This window comes from Bacillus cereus group sp. MYBK101-2 (assembly GCF_051918845.1).
Classification (GTDB): Bacteria; Bacillota; Bacilli; order Bacillales; family Bacillaceae_G; genus Bacillus_A; species Bacillus_A paranthracis.
Genome location: NZ_JBQAIE010000001.1, coordinates 281,750 through 300,437 on the forward strand (window position 1 = coordinate 281,750; position 18,688 = coordinate 300,437).

Here is an 18,688-nt window from a genome sequence, read left to right on the forward strand (position 1 = left end):
CTACACCTTCTTCCTTAAACAAGCAATATAAAAGCCATCTGTTGCAAAATAATGCGGTAAAATTTGTACTTGACCTTCATCAATATACGGACTTAACTTTTCTGGCATACGCTCTTTTATCGTAGTATCCCACTCGAACTCAGGATGCTCTTGTAAAAATCGTTCTATTACTTGTTCATTTTCTATTTTCTCAATTGTACACGTACTATAAACAAGGCGACCACCTTGTTTTAATAACGGTGCGATTTTTTCTAGTATTGCAAGTTGAATCGTCGATAGTCTTTCACTATCGCCTTTATCTTTACCTAACTTAATATCAGGCTTACGTCTAATTACACCAAATCCAGAACATGGGGCATCTACTAATATTTTATCAAACGTTTCATTTGCAAAGTGTTCTTGTACTTTTCTAGCATCTAATGCCTTAGTTTCGACATTTCCTAGACCAAGTCGCTCTGCTTGTTGTTTAATTAAACGTACTTTGTGTGCATGTAAATCAAGGGACATGACTTGACCAGTTCCTTTTAATCGCTCTGCAATATGCGTTGTTTTTCCACCTGGAGCAGCACAACTATCAAGAACTACATCTCCCTCATCTGGTTCTAAGGCACGTGCTACCAGCATAGAACTTTCATCTTGAATAGAAAGAAAACCTTTTTTAAACGCATCTGTGTGCGCTACATTCCCTCTTTCAATTTGAATTGCATCATCTGATAAATCGCCACGCTTCGCTTCTATACCTTCACTAGCTAATAATGTAATTGCTTCTTCTACTGTTATTTTATCAACATTTACACGCGCTGTTGGTACAGGCGGTAACATGTTCACTTCACACATTTTCTCAGCAGTTTCTAAACCATATTCTGAAGCCCATTCTTGGACAAGCCAAACTGGATGACTTGTTGCAGTTGCCAAGCGTTCTACCGGATCTTTGATTTCATCTACAGAAGGTACACCTTCTCTTTGAATCGAACGTAATACACCGTTCACCATACCAGCAATTCCTTTATGCCCACGGCGCTTTGCAATCTCAACGGCTTCATGAATAGCCGCTCTTTCTGGTACTCGGTCTAAATAGATCATCTGATATAACGATAAACGAAGCAATACCCTTACCCATGCCTCAACCTTCTTTTTTAAAAAAGGTTGTAAATAATAATCTAATGTATCACGACGTTGAATTGTTCCATATACAATTTCAGTTAATAAACCAATATCTTTTCTATCAATTGTACTTTTTTCAATTAGATTATTTAAAAGTAAGTTACTGTATGCACCACTTTTTTCTACTTGAATTAAACCATCAAGAGCTAATTCACGAACATTTTGTCTCATGCATTTTCTCCTAACTTCGTTCCAATTTCAGGTTTTGTGCCACGTAAAAATTGCTCACAACTCATACGCTTTTTACCAGAAGGTTGTAATTCTGTAATTTTAACACCCGTTTCATTACCAGTTGCTACAACGAAACCATCTTCTTCGATCGCAACAATCGTACCTGCTTCAGCTGATTTCGTTACAGGTACTTTTTCTCCCCACCATACTTTAACAACTTGTCCTGCTAAAGTTGTATAAGCAACTGGCCATGGATTCAATCCGCGAATGTGATTGTATACTTCTTCACCTGTTTTTGTCCAATCAATTTTCTCTTGCTCACGTTTTATATTATATGCAAACGTTACTTCTTCCTCGTTTTGTTTAATTGGTTCTAACTTACCTTGAATTAGTAAAGGTACTGTTTTAGATAAAAGATGTGCCCCTGCTTCACTTAACTTATCAAATAACGAGCCTGTCGTTTCACGCTCTTCAATTTCCACTTCTACTTGCGTTAAAATATCACCAGCATCCAATTTTTCTACCATATACATAATTGTAATACCTGTTTTTTCTTTCCCTTCCATAATTGCATAATGGATTGGTGCACCACCACGAAGTTCAGGAAGTAAAGAAGCGTGGACGTTAATACATCCATACTTTGGTGCTTCTAAAATTTCATTTGGTACAATTTGACCGAACGCAGCTGTTACAATTAAATCCGGCTCTAATGCCAATACTTTTTCATATTCGTCTTTTTCACGGATTCTTAACGGTTGTAACACTGGAATACCATGTTTTTCTGCTTCCACTTTAACAGGTGTAGGTGTTAATACTTTCTTTCTGCCTACCGGACGATCTGGTTGCGTCACAACACCTATTACATCATAGCCATCTTCAATAAGACGACGAAGCACCGGCACTGAAAAGTCCGGTGTTCCCATAAATACTACTTTTATCATTTAAAAACCGCTCCTTTTAATACCTATTCTAATTCGTTTTCCTCATAATATCTTGTCACTTTCGATGTAAATAACACACCGTGTAAATGATCGATTTCATGTTGAATTGCACGCGCTAAAAACCCTTCTGCTTCTAGTAAAAATACTTTGCCTCGACGATTTTGCGCACGCACTTTAATATAATCCGCACGTTCCACTTCACCATAAAGTCCCGGGAAGCTTAAACAGCCTTCGGGACCTACTTGTTCACCACGTTTTTCTAATATCGATGGATTGATTAACTCAATTTTCCCAGTATCATCACCGATATCAACTACCGCCACTTGCAAGCTTACCCCTACTTGAGGCGCAGCTAAACCGACTCCGTCCGCAATTAACATTGTTTCATGCATATCTTTCAACAATTTCACTAACTTTTTATCAAAGTTAATTACTCTTTCACACGGTGTTTCTAACACTTCATTTGGATGCTTTACTATTTCTAAAACTGCCATATTTCCCTCCGCTACATTAACATTGTTGGATTAAAATCAATTGAGATTTGTAGCTCTTTTTGCATTTCTGCTTGATAATGTTCATTTACCATTTTGAGCACGTTCTTTAAGTTTGGTTCCCGTTTGTATTTTATCATGCATTGATAACGATATCTATCTTTTATCCTTGGAATTGCTGAAGCAACCGGTCCTAACACCATCGTTTGCTGCGAACAGTGCGTCCGTAAATGACCGACAATTTTTTCCGTCACTTGTACTGCCTTTAATAATTCTGGATGAGATACCGTCACAAGTACAACATAGTAATAAGGTGGGTATTGTCTCGTTCGCCTCATTTGCATTTCTTGATCAAAAAACACATCATATTGTTGGTTCTTTGCTAACTCTATACTATAATGTTCTGGCGTATACGTTTGAATTATAACTTCCCCTGGCAATTCATGTCGGCCTGCTCGTCCACTTACTTGCGTCAATAACTGATAAGTCTTTTCACTCGCCCGGAAATCAGGTAAATGAAGCATCGTATCAGCAGTTAAAACACCAACAAGCGTTACTTTCGGAAAATCTAACCCTTTTGCAATCATTTGTGTTCCAAGTAATATATCTGCTTTTTCTTCCCCGAACGCCTTTAATAATTTCTCATGCATCCCTTTACGACTCGTCGTATCTACATCCATTCGAATGACTCGTGCCTCTGGAAATAGTTTTGTAATTTCTTCTTCGACCTTTTGCGTACCTGTACCAAAGAAACGAATGTATGTACTTTGACAAGCAGGACACGCAGTCGGCATATTTTCTTCGTAACTGCAATAATGGCATTTTAAACGATGATTCATTTTATGATATGTCAGCGAGATATCACAATGCGGACATTGTACAACATACCCGCAATCACGGCACATAACAAATGTAGAATGACCTCTTCTATTTAAAAAGAGCACCATTTGTTCTTTCTTTTCTAACCGATCTGCTATTTTTTCATGCAGTGCCTTTGAAAACATGGAGCGATTCCCGTCACGAAGTTCTTCACGCATATCAACAATCTCTACTGTCGGTAAAGCTTGTTCGTTCATACGTTTTTCCATCGTCAGTAATTCATACACACCTTTTTTCGCTCTTGCAAACGATTCAAGCGTCGGTGTTGCACTACCAAGAACGATAGGGCATTTATGATATTGTCCTCTCCACACAGCTACATCCCTTGCATGATACCTCGGATTATCTTCTTGCTTGTAGCTCGATTCATGTTCCTCATCAATAATAATAATCCCTAAATTTTCAAAAGGAGCAAATACAGCTGAACGTGCACCAACTACGACTTTCACTTCTTTTCTTAAAATCTTACGCCATTCATCATATTTTTCTCCAACAGACAGCGCACTATGAAGAACTGCAACTTGTGAGCCAAATCTACCTTTAAAACGATCTACCATCTGAGGCGTTAGTGCAATTTCAGGAACAAGTACAATAGCTTCTTTTCCTTTCTCGAGCACCGCTGCTATAGATTGTAAATATACTTCTGTTTTTCCGCTTCCTGTAACACCATATAGTAAAAATGGATTGTAAGTTTCATTTGTAATTGATGATAAAATCGGTGTAATAACTTGCTTTTGTTCCTCAGTAAGTGGGAATGGTTTCGTTTGTTCAAAATCGTCATCGTCATACGGATTTCGGTACACTTCCACATACTTTTCTGAGAGTAGTCCCTTTTTAACAAGTGCTTTAATTGGAGCATCTGTTATTTGTAACTCTTCTGTTATTACTTTCAACGGTACACTTTTATAATTTTCCACAAAATAATAGAGGACATCTTGTTGTTTTTTACTTTTCAGTTCAAATGCTGCTAATTCTAATTTATCTTCTGGCAACTCCGGTTGAACGACTCTTTGTTTCTTCTTTTGTACTTTATCTTTTACTTGATAAACAACTTCAATCGTACCATGTTTAATTTCTTGTTGAATCGTGCGGTATAGCTGTGGCTGCGTCTCAATCGCTTCCCAATCTATCGCTTCTTTGTCCTGAAATAAAAACAGTAGTTCAGGTGCTACTTCTTCTTGTTTACGAAGTTGTAGACGTTTTTTATATGTTGCTTTTATCGCCGTTGGAAGCATAACTTGAAAAGCTGAAATCATATAACATAACGTTTCACTTGTAAGCCAATACCCTAGCTTTAACAACTCTTCATTTAAAACGGGTGTTACATCTAAAATTTCATGAATTGTCTTTAACTTCTTACTTTCTACTTCAACCGAATCTTTAATCCCAATAATAAAACCTTGCAATTTCCTTGGGCCAAACGGAACTACTACACGCATGCCTGTCTGGACAATATCTTCCCATTTTTTAGGGATAATATAATCAAATGGTCGATCTGTCTGACGTGCAGGTACATCAACAATTACACTTGCAAATTTCATAGACGATCATCTTCTAACATCATTTCAATTTGCTTTAATATTTCACGAGCAACCTCTTTCTTCGTTAAAAGTGGCAACTCTATAACTTCTCCATCTTTTCTATACATTGTTACAATGTTCGTATCTGTACCAAATCCAGCTCCTTGCGCCTTTACGTCGTTTGCAACAATCATATTCGCATTTTTCTCACGTAATTTTTTCGTTGCATATTCCTCTACGTTTGTCGTTTCAGCCGCAAAACCGATAAGTAACTGTTTGTCTTTCATCTCACCTAACGTTTTTAAAATATCTACTGTTCTCTCAAGTTCAATTACAGCATCGCCATTTTTCTTTTTCATTTTATTATCATGAACGTATTTCGGGCGATAATCTGCAACTGCTGCTGTTTTAATAACAACATCCACGTCTTCATAATGTTGAATAACCGCCTCTAACATATCTTGTGCAGATTCCACTTGCACCGTAGTTACATGTAATGGCGGGTTTAATGCTGTCGGTCCCGAAACGAGTATAACATCAGCCCCTAAGTTCGCTGCCACTTCCGCAATCGCATATCCCATTTTTCCAGAAGAAAAATTGGTCATAAAACGAACTGGATCAATCTTTTCACGTGTTGGACCAGCAGTTATTAATATTCTTTTTCCATGCAATGGTTTTTGTTCTGAAAAAGCCTCTTCTAACCGTGCGATAATCGCTTCAGGTTCTTCTAATCTTCCTTTCGCTACATAACCACACGCTAAAAAACCTTCTCCAGGCTCAATAAATGTATATCCTAACGTTTTTAACGTCATCATATTTTTTTGAACAATTTTATTTTCATACATATGCACATTCATAGCAGGTGCAATCCACACTGGGGCTGTAGTAGCTAACAAAGTAGTTGTAATCATATCATCTGCAATACCGTTAGCTAACTTTCCAATACAATTGGCTGTAGCAGGTGCAACAAGTACAACATCTGCCCAATCTGCTAAATCGATATGAGCAATAACAGCTGAGTCTTTCTCATCGAATGTATCCGTATATACATCATGGCGAGAAAGCGCTTGGAATGTAAGAGGTGTAACAAATTTCATTGCCGACTCACTCATCATTACTTTTACAATAGCACCAGATTGTGTCAATTTACTCGTTAACGCAGCCGCTTTAAAGACCGCAATGCCTCCTGTTACACATAAAAGTATCTTTTTCCCTTTTAGCATATGGCTCGTCCTCTTTCTTTTTCAAACTTATAATACTGAAACAAGATTATCAGCTCATCAGTATCAATATTTCTTCCCTACCGTAAAAAAATAACAACCTACTTGTAAATAGGTTGTTACCGTTACATAGAAAATTATAAAGTCTATGTTTTAAATTGTCGAAGACAAAGTCTTATTCAGTTACTTTATCTTCACTTGGTACGTAGCTTAACGCTTCCATATCGATTTCTTCTAATGCTTTACCTACACATTTATGAGAAACTGGTTTTTCTACAACACAGTTATTAGCAAGTTGCATTTCGCGCGCACGTTTTGCAGCCACTGTTACAAGTGTATATTTAGAATCGATTTTTGTTAATAATGAATCAATTGATGGATTTAACATAATTATAGACCCTCCGTCATTTCTTTATAATATTTTGCTACTCTTTCGCGGCGGCAATGTTCGCCAACCACAATTGCTTTAATTCTTTCACAAGCTAGTTCAACTTGGTCGTTTTCTACAACGTAGTCGTAAGCGTCCATCATATCAATTTCTTCTTTCGCTACCGTTAAACGATTTTCAATAACATCTTCAGTTTCTGTACCACGACCGACAATTCGGTTCTTTAGTTCAGATAAACTTGGAGGTGCTAAGAAAATAAATACACCTTCTGGGAAAGCTTTCTTAACTTGAATTGCTCCTTGCACTTCAATTTCTAAGAATACATCTTTTCCTTCTTGTAATGTTTTTTCAACATAGTCAATTGGTGTTCCGTAATAATTACCTACGAACTCAGCCCACTCAAGTAATTTTTCATTACGAATCATTTCCTCAAATTCTTCTCTCTCTTTAAAGAAATAATCCACACCATCCACTTCACCTTCACGTGGCTTACGTGTCGTTACTGAAATGGAGTACTGAAAACGTGTATCCTCATGACTAAACAGCTCTTTTCGAACCGTTCCTTTACCAACCCCAGAAGGTCCTGAAAGAACGATGAGCAATCCTCTTCTACTTCTCATAAATATGTAAAACCTACCCTTCCTCACTTAAATCTTCTTTATTATTCAAACGATGTGCAATCGTCTCTGGCTGAATTGGACTTAATACAACATGCCCATCATCCATAACAATAACCGCCCTTGTTTTTCTCCCATACGTAGCATCAAGCAAAGCATTATGTTCGCGTGCTTCCTGTACTGTTCGTTTAATAGGAGCTGACTCCGGACTTACAATAGCAATAATTCGATGAGCAGATACAATATTTCCGTATCCAATATTTAAAAACCTCATGGCCATAGTTTGCGCCTCCTAGTAAGTCTATCCGATTTCTCCACCACGTATAACTTTATCTATTTTTTGAAAGCTACTCAATATTTTGTACTTGTTCACGAATTTTTTCAAGGTTATTTTTCATTTCTACAACATATTTTGAAATTGTTAAGTCATTTGCCTTAGAACCAATCGTATTAATTTCTCTATGCATCTCTTGCACGATGAAATCCATTTTCCTTCCAACAGGCTCTTCAATCTGCAGTGTTTCACGGAATTGTTCTAAATGACTTTGCAAACGAACTAACTCTTCGTGAATATCACAACGCTCAGCAAAGATTGCAACTTCTGTTAGCAATCTTTGTTCATCTAGATCTTGATTATGTAATTCCTTTAAGCGATTTTCTAATCGTTCACGATATTTTTGTGTAACAATTGGTGCATGCGGAATAATAGCATTTACACAATTATGAATCTCTTGTAAGCGATACGCTATATCTTTATGTAATCGTTCTCCTTCGCCATCTCTCATCGTTTTTAACATATGAGCAGCTTGGCGAACAGCCTCATATAAACTGTTCTCAAATTGTTCATTTACGTTTTCTACCTCTTCAATCGCTGTTACTTCTGGCATTGCCATTAATTGCTCGAGTGTAATAGAATCTTGTAATTGAAATTTTCCTTTTATATCTTCCATAATTGATTGGTACTGCTCAAGAAGCGACCAATTCACACTTAATTTTCTTTCAACAAGCCCTTCACCCGCTATACTAATAGACACTTCAATACGTCCACGGCGAACTTGCTGTGCAATTATTTTACGAATTTTGTCTTCAAATACCGTCATTTGCTTCGGTAGTCGAATACTCATCTCTAGAAAACGGTGGTTCACCGATTTCATTTCTACTGTAATTTGAAAAGTATCACTCTCTACTTTCGACCTTCCAAATCCTGTCATACTACAAATCATTTTTTATCACATCCAAGCCATGAAATAACTCAATGAAAAAGGTAATAGAGACAAGGCTCTACTACCTTCTGTAAATTATATCACATTTTCATATCATTGACTATTTCAAGTTTAATCCCTTCTTATATAATATTGGCTTTTTCTTCCCCTTTTTCCCTGTTAATAAAGAGCCTACTAATAAGAAGGTCGGAATTGACGATAAACCTCCAATTAACAACCAATCTCTCGCTTGTATTGGCATCGTGCTAAAAATCGGTTGTAACGGTGGATAATATATAACGACTAGCATGAGTAGTAATGAAATGATAACCGCTCCTACTAAATACACATTTCCAAACGGATTGCGGTGGAAAACAGAATGCTCACTTCGGCAATCAAATACATGAATCAGCTGAGCAAGTACCAATGTTGCAAACGCTACAGTTTGTGCATATTTCAGTTCATTTGGATGTTGATTATACGCAATAATAAATGCTACTAACGTCACTGCTCCTATTAGAAAGCCACGGCTTATAATTTTCCAGGCAAGCCCTCTAGCAAATACCCCTTCTTTCGGATGACGCGGCGTTCTCTTCATCACGTCTCCCTCGGCCTTATCCAAACCTAACGCCATCGCCGGTAAACCGTCAGTAACTAAATTCACCCATAAAATTTGAATTGGAACCATCGGCAGCGGTAGTGCAAGTAACATGGCAAATAACATGACCAAAATTTCTCCAACGTTCGATGCTAATAAATAACGAATAAACTTACGTATGTTCTCGTATATATTTCTACCTTCTTTAATTGCTGATTTTATCGTAGCGAAATTATCGTCCAGCAATACGAGAGATGAAGCTTCTTTTGCAACATCTGTCCCTGTAATTCCCATCGCTATCCCAATATCCGCAGTTTTTATAGCCGGAGCATCGTTTACTCCATCACCTGTCATCGCCACTATATGCCCTTTATTTTGCAACGCCTTAACAATTTTTAATTTATGTTCTGGTGATACACGAGCAAATACATACGTATCTTCTACAACATTTTCTAATTCTTCTACATCCATAGTTGCGAGTTCTACCCCTTCAACAACGCGTCCACCTGGTGGTAAAATACTTAATTGTTCTGCAATCGCCATTGCAGTCACTTTATGATCACCTGTAATCATCACTGTTCGAATACCAGCTTCTCTGCACTCTTTTACTGCCTGCTCTACTTCTGGTCTTGGCGGATCAATCATTCCTTGTATTCCAACTAACATAAAATCTTTTTCAACGTCTCTTTCATGTTCAATTGAGTCTGTTACTTTTAAAGGCTTAAAAGCAACTGCAATTGTTCGAAGTGCTTGACTACCTAAGCTATGAATAGCCGCCTGTACTTCTTTTCTATACAACTCACTTAATGGTTGCTGCTTATCCCCCCATAAAATCGTTTGACTCATTTGCAGAAGGACATCTGGTGCTCCCTTCGTAACGACAAACTTTTTCCCCTCTCGATCTCGTACAATAACACTCATCATTTTTCGAGTTGAATCAAACGGAAATTCACGAATAATTTCAAATTTCCCTTTCAGCGCCTCACGCGTTATCCCCGCTTTCATTGCTGCAGCTACAAGCGCCCCCTCAGTTGGATCTCCATCTAATACATACGCCTTTTTCTTTTGAATAATATTTGCGTTATTACATAGCGAACCAAATGTAAGTAGTTGATAAAGTGATTTCGTCTTAGCTGGATTAATTTCTTTTTCACCTTTCATAAAAGAGCCATTAGGTTCATACCCTTGGCCTGTCACTTTCCACAATTCTCCACCTGACCACATATGTGTTACCATCATTTTGTTTTGCGTCATCGTTCCTGTTTTATCAGAGCATATGACAGAAGCACAGCCTAACGTTTCTACTGCTGGTAACTTTCTTACAATTGCTCTCTTTTTTATCATACGCTGTACACCAAGCGATAAAGCTACTGTAACGATTGCTGGTAACCCTTCTGGAATAGCAGCAACAGCTAGCGACACGCCAGCTAAAAACATATGATATACTTCATTCCCTTGATACACACCAGCTAACACGACAAGCGCTGTCAAAATAAGAGCCACAATAATTAATATTTTCCCAAGTTGCTCTAATCTTCTTTGCAATGGTGTTTCCATTTGCTCTGCATTTTGCAACATATTTGCAATTTGGCCCATCGCTGTATTCATACCCGTTGCTACAACGACTCCTGTTCCAGACCCTCGTGTAATCATCGTACCCATAAAAGCCATATTTTTTTGATCACCAATTGAAACATCTTGCCCTTGCAACGCTTCTACTTTCTTCTGCACTGGAACTGACTCTCCTGTTAAAGCTGATTCTTCAATATATAAACTCGACGCCTCAACAAGACGTACATCAGCTCCAATACGATCGCCACTAGAAAATTTAATAACATCACCTAAAACGAGTGCTTTAGACGGTGCCTTTACCCACTTTCCATTTCGCAGTACAGTTACTTGTGGGGCGGCTAGCTCTTTTAAAGCTTCCAAGGACTTTTCAGCCTTTCTTTCTTGAAAAAATCCGAGAATACCATTGATAATAACAATTGCCACAATCGCAATAGAATCAATGTATTCCCCTAAAAAAGCCGAAACGATTGTTGCACCAAACAAAACAAGCACCATAAAATCTTTAAATTGCGCCAAAAATACCATTAGTGCAGAAGGCCTTTTTGCTTCATCTAGTTCATTTGTACCAAATTTTTTTATTCGCCCTTCTGCTTCTTTCTCTGTAAGTCCAACCTTCACATTCGTATTCGTTCTTTCTTCCACTTCATGTGCACGCATTCCATACCAGTTCATCCTGCTATCGACCTCCTGATTCCAGACATACTCTATTGAAAGCTTATTCAGCCTCGTCCAAAAAAATGCTATAATTAACTTTTAGTTAGAAAGGAGTGTTCATTTATGGCATTCGATGGATTATTTACAAGAGCGATTACACATGAAATTGCAAATTCTCTTTACACGGGAAGAATTTCAAAAATATATCAACCTTCAAAATACGAGATTTTATTACATATTCGAGCAAACGGAAAAAATCAAAAACTGATTCTTTCCGCTCATCCGACATATGCACGTTTACACTTAACAAATCAAAATTATGATTCACCTGCACTTCCACCAATGTTCTGTATGCTTCTTCGTAAGCATTTAGAAGGTGGATTCATTGAAAAAATTGAACAAATTGATTTAGAGCGTATTATTCAAATTACCGTTCGTAGCAGAAATGAAATTGGTGATGAATCGCTAAAAACATTAGTAATTGAAATTATGGGACGACATAGTAACATCATTTTAGTAGACACAAAAACAAACAATATTTTAGATAGCTTAAAACACGTTTCCTTAGCAGTAAACCGACATCGAACTGTATACGCTGGAGCTGAATATATTGCACCACCAGCACAACATAAAATTAACCCACTTCAGATCGAAACAAATGATGAATTTATTAGACCGCTAGACTTTCTATCTGGAAACATGGATAAACAGCTAGTCGGAACCTTTACCGGAATATCACCGTTATTCGCAAAAGAAGTAGTGAAAAAAGCAGGTATGGTAAATGAAAAAGCATTAGCTGACGCATTTTTCTCCATACAAAAACCATTATTAACTCATACATATTCACCAACAATGACTACTTCAAATGGGAAAGAATTCTTTTATCTTTTCCCTCTTGCGCACTTAGCTGGAGAAGACAAGACATTCTCATCTGTTAGTGAATTGCTAGACCGTTTCTTTTTTGGAAAAGCAGAGCGTGACCGTGTAAAACAACAAGCTCATGATTTAGAGCGCTTTATGCAAAACGAAAAAAATAAAAATGAGAAAAAACTCATTAAACTAGAAAAAACATTACAAGATGCTGGAAAAGCAGATAAATATCAACTATTTGGAGAACTACTTACAGCCAATATGTACGCTTTGAAAAAAGGCGATAAAGATATTGAAGTCGTTAACTATTATGATGAAAATGGTGGAACTGTAAAGATCGCATTAGATCCTTTAAAAACGCCATCTGAAAATGCACAACGCTATTTCCAAAAGTACCAAAAAGCGAAAAATTCCGTTGTTGTTGTAGAAGAACAAATCGAAAAAACAAAGGAAGAAATTCTTTATTTTGATAGCTTACTTCAACAAATGGAAGCTGCTTCTTCAAAAGATATTGAAGAAATTCGTGAGGAATTAGCTGAAGAAGGTTATATGCGCAATCGTAAAACGAAAAACGGAAAGAAAAAGCCTACTAAACCAGTATTAGATAAATATGTAGCAAGTGATGGCACAGAGATTTTCGTCGGTAAAAACAATAAACAAAATGATTATTTAACAACGAAATTTGCCCGTCGTGATGAAATTTGGTTACATACGAAAGATATACCTGGTTCTCACGTTGTCATTCGTTCTTTAGAACCTGCTGAAGAAACTTTACTAGAAGCTGCCAAAATTGCTGCTTATTACAGTAAAGCAAAAGAGTCTAGTTCTGTACCTGTTGATTTCACCAAAATACGCCATGTGAAAAAACCGAGTGGTGCAAAACTTGGTTTTGTTACGTACGACAATCAGCAAACAGTTTATGTAACACCAGATGCTGATACTGTAATGAAATTAAAAGCGTAAATACAAAAATGCGTTGCTTATAAGCAACGCATTTTTTATATGTTGTCAATTTAGTTGCTATATCCATTCCATATTGTCAAAAAATTTGACAGTTTCATTTCACATTTGTATAAATTTTTTTACAACATGTAAATAACATACAAGTGCAACTCCAATCAATATTTTTATCTCCCCTCCCCTAAAATATATGTTGCCCCTACCATACTTTCTTCAAATATACATCTTGGCACACTATTTGCTTTATTCAATACTGTGAATAGGGGGAATAACATGACTTTAAAAATTAATAAAATCCAAAATCAACTACAAAACTACGAAATTGACGGATTGCTTATTACCAAAAAAGAAAACCGCCAATATGCAACTGGTTTTACAGGTAGCGCTGGCGTCGTCTTACTCTCTGCGGATAAAGCAGTTTTTATAACTGATTTTCGCTATGTTGATCAAGCGAAATCACAAATAAAAGATGCTGAAATTATTATGCATGAAGGAAATTTAGAAAAAGAAATTGCAAATCAAGTATCGAAATTAAACATTCAAAAACTCGGAATTGAAGAAAACAACATGACATTGCAACAATATAAGAACTTACAAAAATACGTACATGTAGAAATGGTTCAAGTATGCGAAATCATCGAAAATATTCGTATCATTAAAGACACGCCTGAAATAGAAACAATGAAAATCGCAGCTAATATTGCGGACGAAGCATTTCACCACATCCTTACGTTTCTAAAACCAGGAATAAGTGAAAATGATGTACGAGATGAGTTAGAATTTTTCATGCGAAAAAAAGGGGCTACATCCTCTTCCTTCCAAATCATCGTAGCTTCTGGCGTCCGTTCTTCCCTTCCTCATGGAGTTGCATCCAATAAAATAATCGAACGAGGCGACGTCGTTACATTAGATTTCGGTGCACTTTACGACGGATATTGTTCCGATATAACACGTACTGTAGCAATTGGAGAACCATCAGAAGAATTCAAAAAGATATACAATATTGTACTTGAAGCATTAAAACGCGGGACTGAAGCGATTAAACCTGGAGAAACTGCAAAACGTATCGATGATATAACGAGAAACTACATTACTGAGCATGGATACGGTCAATATTTTGGACATTCTACTGGTCATGGTCTTGGATTAGAAATTCATGAACCTCTCCGCCTATCCCAAGAAAGTAAGGCTACTTTAGAAGAGGGTATGGTCGTTACAGTTGAACCAGGTATTTACATACCGAACTGGGGCGGTTGTAGAATTGAAGACGATATCGTCATTACAAAAGATGGATATGAAGTGATTACAAAATCAACTCGGGAACTAATTGTTATTCCGTGTTGAAATCATAGCCTTTTTTAAAGGAGTTTTTCGTTGCACATAGAATTCATTCTCTGGAGTCATCGTTTAAAGAGGGGGAATTTTAATTGAACTTTGTAATTGATAAAATAGATGGTTTACAGCCTGAATTTTCAAAACTTGTTTCCATGATGGATTACGCTCGCTATACAACAATGCAAGCCGTGGAAGGTTTAACAATTGAAGAACTTGATTATTTATATGATGAGGAAGCAAACTCAATTGGCATGCTTTTGTACCATATGGCCGCTATTGAATTTTACTACCAGATTCATACTTTTGAAGACCGTGAACCAACGGAGGCTGAGTTAGAACGTTGGTTACCTGCTATTGAGTTAGGGGATCTTGGACGCGAGAAAATAAAAGGAAACTCTATAGAATTTTACATAAACACATTACAAGAAGTACGTTCGAAAACGATCGAGACTTTTCAATCGTTACCTGATGAATGGCTATTTAAAACGACAGACTTTTGGTATGACAAACCAGCAAATAACTACTTTAAGTGGTTTCACGTATTTGAAGATGAAATCAATCATCGCGGACAAATTCGCTTAGTTAAAAAGATGCAAAAAGCTCATTCAATAAAATGAGAAAATGCCACCTTATTTGGTGGCATTTTCTATTCGTTAGCGAATAGCTTTTCATTTACTTTTTTAACGACTAGCGCTACCACTATTAAAATGCATGTTAAATATAACAATTTCGCAAAAAATAACCATCCTTGAAACATTACAATTCCATCTATTATTTCATTTCCCTTCAGTAACAAAAATGGAATCGTGCTAATTATAATACCAAACTCGATGCTGAAAACAATTTTCTTTTTTCTGCTATATGATTTCCATTCGTTCCAGCGATACATAGGTGCAAAAATCAATACTCCTATACATAATATAACTGGTACCCATTCACTTTTAAAAAATTGCCCTGAAATAACTGATAATAGTAAACAAACGAGCACACCATAATAACCTATTTTCTCTCTCATTCGTACTCCCCCATTCTACTTCTCCTTTAATATGTAACTTGCTATGCTTATAACAATTCTTAGAAAAATAACTACTACAATTACAATATAAAGACTTTTTGCAGACGACATCCATTCTTGAAAAATAGACATTTTCTCCATTTGTTTCTGACCCTCTATTAAAATAACTCCTACGAATAATGAACAAACAACGATGATACCTATCATAATTCCAATACTTTTCTTGCTATATTGTTTCATATCATCCCAGTTATATAAAAGTATAAGTACAAACCAAAAAACAGGTATAATACTGATCCATTCATTGCTTGTAAACATATTTAAAATGATTAATAGACTACAAGAGAGGATAAAGCCCCAAAACCCAATTATTTTGCGCATAAGCCCTCCTTTAATTCCATTTTTAGGATTAATTGTATTGTAACATCCATTTTTTATTCTTACCATTGCAGTACATGAAATTTTACTTTTTTTCTGTTTCTTATACTCACATACTTTCCCTACTTTCATACAATAAACTACACGATTGCCTAAGGATGTGAATGTTATGGGAGTTGAATTAACGCTATTACACGCTCTCTATGTTATTTGTTTACTCACTATTATTATCTTTTTTATTTTCCGAAAGGATACGACGATTATTTGTATCGTTTTCATCTTTTTATTAGCATTAACTGCTACAAGTTCTATCCCTCTTGCCGTTAGCGGCATTTTTCAAAGTTTTATTTACGCTATTACTGAGCTATTACCAACTATATTAATCATTTCCATTATCGTATCCATGAGCAATTTACTCATTCATACCGGCATAAATGATACGATGATTTCACCATTTACAAAGATGATTCGTACCCCTACCCTCGCCTACTGGATTATCGGCCTTTTAATGATGACAATTTCTTTCTTCTTTTGGCCTTCTCCAGCTGTTGCCTTAATGGGAGCGATTTTATTACCGGTTGCTGTACGTGTCGGTCTTCCACCAATTGGAGTGGCAATTGCTATGAACTTATTCGGTCATGGGATTGCTTTATCCGGCGACTTCGTTATACAAGGTGCACCAAAATTAACTGCAGACGCTGCTGGTCTTCCTGTTTCTAGCGTTGTTTCTGCAAGTGTTCCACTCGTTATCGTTATGGGGGTTGTGACAACTTCTGTCGCTTTTTTCTTCTTACGAAAAGAGTTTCATACAAGACCATCGTTACAAGACTCTGTTTCATCAACGGAACCATCTAAAACTACTATTTTATTATCCCCTCACATAAAGAAATGGCTCGCTATATGTATCCCTATCGTATATATCATTGATATCCTTTGCATGATTCAATTTAAACTACAAGGAAGCGATGCAACTGCACTTATCGGCGGGACGACTGTTATTATGATTATCATCATTTCTCTCATCGCCTATAAAGGCAATGGACTGAATAAAACGACCGATTATTTTATAGAAGGTCTCCAATTTGGATTTAAAATTTTCGGACCAGTTATTCCAATCGCTGCACTCTTTTATTTAGGGGATAGCGGCTTTGTGAAAATTATCGGGGACTATTTACCGAAAGGTTCGCACGGAATCATTAACGACTTAGGAATCGCTTTGTCTCAAACAGTTCCTTTAAATCAATATGTATCGGCGGGAACATTAACTATCGTTGGTGTCATAACAGGTTTAGATGGATCTGGCTTTTCTGGTATATCACTTGCTGGTTCCATTGCCAATCTTTTCGGAACAGCACTTGGGCATGGCACAGCTACATTAACAGCACTCGGGCAAATTGCTGCCATATGGACCGGAGGCGGGACGTTAATTCCTTGGGCACTTATTCCTGCCGCTGCAATTTGTAAAGTGGATCCATTTGAACTTGCACACCGAAACTTTTTACCGGTTGTTATCGGTTTACTTGTCACCACGATCGTTGCGATGTTTCTTCTATAGCGTAAGCAAGTTTTCTCTTGCTTACGTATTTTATTGTGAAATCCAGCATTTATTACTGACTTTCAAAAGGGATTATATACATGTTAGCGAAGTTATATTAAGAGAGTATTTTTTTAAAACGTTTACGAGAAACAGATTACTTCCATTCGAAAAGGGGACATAACTATGAATGAATTGATTTTCGTCTTATTAATTTGTCCGTTACTTATCTTTATCGTTTCTGTTGTTGGAACCCGCAAGACGAAAACGTATTACGTCATGCCGATTGTAACGTTTGCTAGTTTTTTAATAATAGGTGTTATCGCCTTTACTCCAAAATTCTTCTTTTGGGTTGGCATGTACAGTATCTTTTCATTTATTATTTCTTATATGACGCTATTGTTTGTAAGAGGATATGAGGTTGCGGAAAACGCTAAATAGTTATTAGCAAGGAGATTATCATATGATTTTCTTTGATATTGATGGAACTTTACTTGATTATAAGGCTGCTGAAAGAAATGGTATTATAGATTTCTTTCAAGTATATAGTACTATTTTTTCAGGTAATGAATTAGAGGCGACAAAAGTCTGGCATGAATTATCAGAAGCATATTTCAACAAATTTTTATCCAAGGAATTATCTTTTCAAGAACAACAAAGGATGCGAATGTATCATTTATTTAAAACATATGGAGTAAACTTATCACCCGAAGAATCTCAGCACAAATTCAATCAATATATAAAACTATATAAGAACAACTGGACGGCGTTTGAAGATGTACACTATACATTACACGCCTTGCAGCAAGAAGGGCACACATTAGGTATCATTAGCAATGGTGACTATGAGCAACAAGTCGAAAAGTTAACCACTCTAAACATTCTACAATATTTTAAATATATATTTACTTCTAGTGAACTTGGCATATCAAAACCAAACCCTGAAATTTTTCAAAGAACTGTATTACAATCGAATTTTGAAATAAAAGATTGCTATTATATTGGTGATCGATTAAAGACAGATGCAATTAGTAGTACAGCAGCTGGAATGCAAGGGATATGGTTAAATCGGGATAACTCGCAACTCAAGTACAATATTCCTACTATATGCTCTTTACATGAAGTTTTAACAGTGATATAAAAAGACGACCGCGTTCCCCCGCAGTCGTCTTTTTTCGT

General features: G+C 36.6%; 18 protein-coding genes. 6 read left to right on the forward strand and 12 right to left on the reverse strand.

What is annotated here, in order from left to right; all coding sequences use genetic code 11:
• The 10 genes from rsmB to ACTFSI_RS01390 form a co-directional block, all read right to left on the reverse strand.
• Positions 1-1,335 carry a 16S rRNA (cytosine(967)-C(5))-methyltransferase RsmB gene (rsmB, locus tag ACTFSI_RS01345; RefSeq protein ID WP_001249687.1) on the reverse strand — a complete coding sequence of 445 codons (1,335 nt, stop codon included), beginning with the start codon at positions 1,333-1,335 and terminating at the stop codon, positions 1-3.
• Positions 1,332-2,276, reverse strand: a complete 945-nt coding sequence (gene fmt, locus ACTFSI_RS01350) for a methionyl-tRNA formyltransferase (RefSeq protein ID WP_000598789.1) — start codon at positions 2,274-2,276, stop codon at positions 1,332-1,334. Before fmt ends, rsmB begins: the two co-directional genes overlap by 4 nt.
• Before the next feature lie 23 nt (positions 2,277-2,299).
• Positions 2,300-2,770, reverse strand: a complete 471-nt coding sequence (gene def / locus ACTFSI_RS01355; protein WP_000279468.1) for a peptide deformylase — start codon at positions 2,768-2,770, stop codon at positions 2,300-2,302.
• Between the two features lie 11 nt (positions 2,771-2,781).
• Positions 2,782-5,187 (reverse strand): primosomal protein N', encoded by a 2,406-nt coding sequence (gene priA / locus ACTFSI_RS01360; protein ID WP_000666727.1) that lies wholly within the window; start codon positions 5,185-5,187, stop codon positions 2,782-2,784.
• On the reverse strand, positions 5,184-6,389 hold the full coding sequence (gene coaBC / locus ACTFSI_RS01365) for a bifunctional phosphopantothenoylcysteine decarboxylase/phosphopantothenate--cysteine ligase CoaBC (RefSeq protein ID WP_070806757.1): 1,206 nt from the start codon (positions 6,387-6,389) through the stop codon (positions 5,184-5,186). The genes priA and coaBC overlap by 4 nt, the downstream gene beginning before the upstream one ends.
• Before the next feature lie 172 nt (positions 6,390-6,561).
• Positions 6,562-6,774: a DNA-directed RNA polymerase subunit omega gene (rpoZ, locus tag ACTFSI_RS01370; protein WP_000933970.1), complete on the reverse strand. Its 213-nt coding sequence runs from the start codon at positions 6,772-6,774 to the stop codon at positions 6,562-6,564.
• A 2-nt stretch (positions 6,775-6,776) separates the two neighbouring features.
• Positions 6,777-7,394 (reverse strand): guanylate kinase, encoded by a 618-nt coding sequence (gmk, locus tag ACTFSI_RS01375; RefSeq protein ID WP_001257738.1) that lies wholly within the window; start codon positions 7,392-7,394, stop codon positions 6,777-6,779.
• 13 nt (positions 7,395-7,407) lie between these two features.
• Positions 7,408-7,671, reverse strand: coding sequence for an extracellular matrix/biofilm regulator RemA (gene remA / locus ACTFSI_RS01380; RefSeq protein ID WP_001251456.1), 264 nt, complete (start codon positions 7,669-7,671; stop codon positions 7,408-7,410).
• 67 nt (positions 7,672-7,738) lie between these two features.
• Positions 7,739-8,614 (reverse strand): YicC/YloC family endoribonuclease, encoded by an 876-nt coding sequence (locus ACTFSI_RS01385; RefSeq protein ID WP_000564125.1) that lies wholly within the window; start codon positions 8,612-8,614, stop codon positions 7,739-7,741.
• 100 nt (positions 8,615-8,714) lie between these two features.
• On the reverse strand, positions 8,715-11,435 hold the full coding sequence (locus ACTFSI_RS01390) for a calcium-translocating P-type ATPase, SERCA-type (RefSeq protein ID WP_044791564.1): 2,721 nt from the start codon (positions 11,433-11,435) through the stop codon (positions 8,715-8,717).
• A 105-nt stretch (positions 11,436-11,540) separates the two neighbouring features.
• On the opposite strand from ACTFSI_RS01390, the gene ACTFSI_RS01395 reads away from it, so the two are divergent.
• From ACTFSI_RS01395 to ACTFSI_RS01405, 3 genes are all read left to right on the forward strand, one after another.
• On the forward strand, positions 11,541-13,250 hold the full coding sequence (locus tag ACTFSI_RS01395; RefSeq protein WP_000863254.1) for an Rqc2 family fibronectin-binding protein: 1,710 nt from the start codon (positions 11,541-11,543) through the stop codon (positions 13,248-13,250).
• 270 nt (positions 13,251-13,520) lie between these two features.
• On the forward strand, positions 13,521-14,591 hold the full coding sequence (locus ACTFSI_RS01400) for a M24 family metallopeptidase (RefSeq protein WP_138321231.1): 1,071 nt from the start codon (positions 13,521-13,523) through the stop codon (positions 14,589-14,591).
• Positions 14,592-14,674: 83 nt separating this feature from the next.
• Positions 14,675-15,199 (forward strand): DinB family protein, encoded by a 525-nt coding sequence (locus tag ACTFSI_RS01405; protein ID WP_001012034.1) that lies wholly within the window; start codon positions 14,675-14,677, stop codon positions 15,197-15,199.
• A 29-nt stretch (positions 15,200-15,228) separates the two neighbouring features.
• On the opposite strand, the gene ACTFSI_RS01410 is transcribed toward ACTFSI_RS01405, so the two are convergent.
• Together ACTFSI_RS01410 and ACTFSI_RS01415 are read right to left on the reverse strand one after the other, a co-directional pair.
• Positions 15,229-15,597 (reverse strand): YoqO family protein, encoded by a 369-nt coding sequence (locus ACTFSI_RS01410; protein WP_001208254.1) that lies wholly within the window; start codon positions 15,595-15,597, stop codon positions 15,229-15,231.
• Positions 15,598-15,612: 15 nt separating this feature from the next.
• On the reverse strand, positions 15,613-15,978 hold the full coding sequence (locus ACTFSI_RS01415) for a YoqO family protein (protein ID WP_044791659.1): 366 nt from the start codon (positions 15,976-15,978) through the stop codon (positions 15,613-15,615).
• A gap of 166 nt (positions 15,979-16,144) precedes the next feature.
• On the opposite strand from ACTFSI_RS01415, the gene ACTFSI_RS01420 reads away from it, so the two are divergent.
• The 3 genes from ACTFSI_RS01420 (at position 16,145) to ACTFSI_RS01430 (ending at position 18,650) form a co-directional block, all read left to right on the forward strand.
• Positions 16,145-17,530: a hypothetical protein gene (locus tag ACTFSI_RS01420; RefSeq protein ID WP_440045212.1), complete on the forward strand. Its 1,386-nt coding sequence runs from the start codon at positions 16,145-16,147 to the stop codon at positions 17,528-17,530.
• Positions 17,531-17,695: 165 nt separating this feature from the next.
• The gene (locus tag ACTFSI_RS01425; RefSeq protein WP_001003945.1) at positions 17,696-17,950 is read left to right on the forward strand and encodes a YbeF family protein; all 255 of its coding nucleotides are present in this window, start codon (positions 17,696-17,698) and stop codon (positions 17,948-17,950) included.
• Positions 17,951-17,972: 22 nt separating this feature from the next.
• A complete protein-coding gene (locus tag ACTFSI_RS01430; protein WP_138321229.1) occupies positions 17,973-18,650 on the forward strand; it encodes an HAD family hydrolase in 678 nt (225 codons plus the stop codon).
• Positions 18,651-18,688 lie beyond the last annotated feature (38 nt).